The organism is Streptomyces sp. NPDC002671 (assembly GCF_053592475.1).
The window spans coordinates 1-1,613 of sequence record NZ_JBSFVU010000162.1; the positions used below are offsets into that span (position 1 = coordinate 1).

1 protein-coding gene is annotated in these 1,613 nt (G+C 67.8%); it reads right to left on the reverse strand.

All coding sequences use genetic code 11. The features are described from left to right. Positions 1-1,613, reverse strand: a 1,613-nt coding sequence (locus ACWD35_RS45450; RefSeq protein ID WP_451357173.1) for an amino acid adenylation domain-containing protein, incomplete at both ends; no start/stop codon positions are given.

The window sequence follows — 1,613 nt, forward strand, 5'->3', positions numbered from 1 at the left end:
GAGTGCCCGCCCAGAGCGAAGAAATCGTCATCGACGCCGACGCTGTCCAGGCCGAGGACCTCGGCGAACGCGGCACAAAGGAGCTCCTCACGGGCGGAGGACGGGCCACGGCCGGAACCGGTCGCGTACTGCGGGGCGGGCAGCGCCCTGCGGTCCAGCTTCCCGTTCACCGTCAACGGCAGCTCGTCCAGGACCACCACCGCAGAGGGAACCATGTACTCCGGCAACCGCTCACCCGCGAACCGGCGTACCTCCTGCGCCAGTTCGCCCCCGTCCTCGGCATCAACCGGAACGACGTAGGCGACCAGACGCTTGTCACCGGGCGTGTCCTCGCGGGCGACGACCGCGGCCTGGGCGACCTGCGGGTGGCCGACGACTACAGCCTGCACTTCGCCCGGCTCGATCCGGAACCCACGGATCTTCACCTGCTCATCCGCCCGGCCCAGATACTCCAGCTCACCCTCGGCATTCCAGCGAGCCAGATCCCCCGTCCGATACAACCGCTCACCCGACCCGCCATAAGGACTGGCCACGAACCGCTCCGCCGTCAGGTCCGGGCGACCCGCATACCCCCGCGCCACCTGCACACCAGCGATATACAACTCACCCCCCACACCCACCGGCACCGGGGAAAGCGAGGCATCCAGCACATACAAACGGGTGTTGGCCACCGGCCCACCAATCGGCACCACCGCCGCACCCACCCGGCACTGCCAAGCAGTGACGTCCACCGACGCCTCCGTCGGCCCATACAAATTGTGCAGCTCCACCCCCTCGCCAAAGACCTCGAAGAACCGGTCCTGCACCCCAGCCGACAACGCCTCACCCGAACACACCACCCGCCGCAACCCCCCACACAAAGACGCAGCCGGCTCCCGCAAGAACGCCTCCAGCATCGACGGCACAAAGTGCACCGTCGACACCCCCTCGGCCTCGATCAGCCCCGCCACATACCCCGGATCCCGATGACCACCAGGACGGGCCACCACCAACACCCCACCCCACAACAACGGCCAGAAGAACTCCCACACCGACACATCGAAACCAAACGGGGTCTTCTGCAACACCCGCTCACCCGGCACCAGACCAAACCGGGACTGCATCCACACCAGACGATTCACCACCCCCGCATGCGACACCACCACACCCTTCGGCCGCCCCGTCGACCCCGACGTGAACAACACATACGCCGCAAGCCCCGCCCGCAACGCCCCGCCACGCTCCACATCCGACAACGGACCCGAGCCAACCGCCTCCAGACCCCGCATGTCCTCAGCAGTCACCACACACACCGCACCCGCATCCGCCAGCATCACCTCCACCCGCTCCACCGGAAGCCCCGGATCCACCGGCAGATACGCAGCCCCCGCCTTCAACACACCCAGCAGCGCCACGACCAGGTCGACACCACGCTCCAAACACACCCCCACCACCGACTCCAGCCCCACACCCCGACCGACGAGATGACGCGCCAACCGGTTCGCGCGCGCGTCCAGCTCCGCATACGACACCTCGACACCCTCGAACACGACCGCCACCGCATCGGGCGTCCCCGCCACCTGCGCCTCGAACAACTCCGAAAGCGTCGACTGCGGCACCTCGACCGCCGTGTC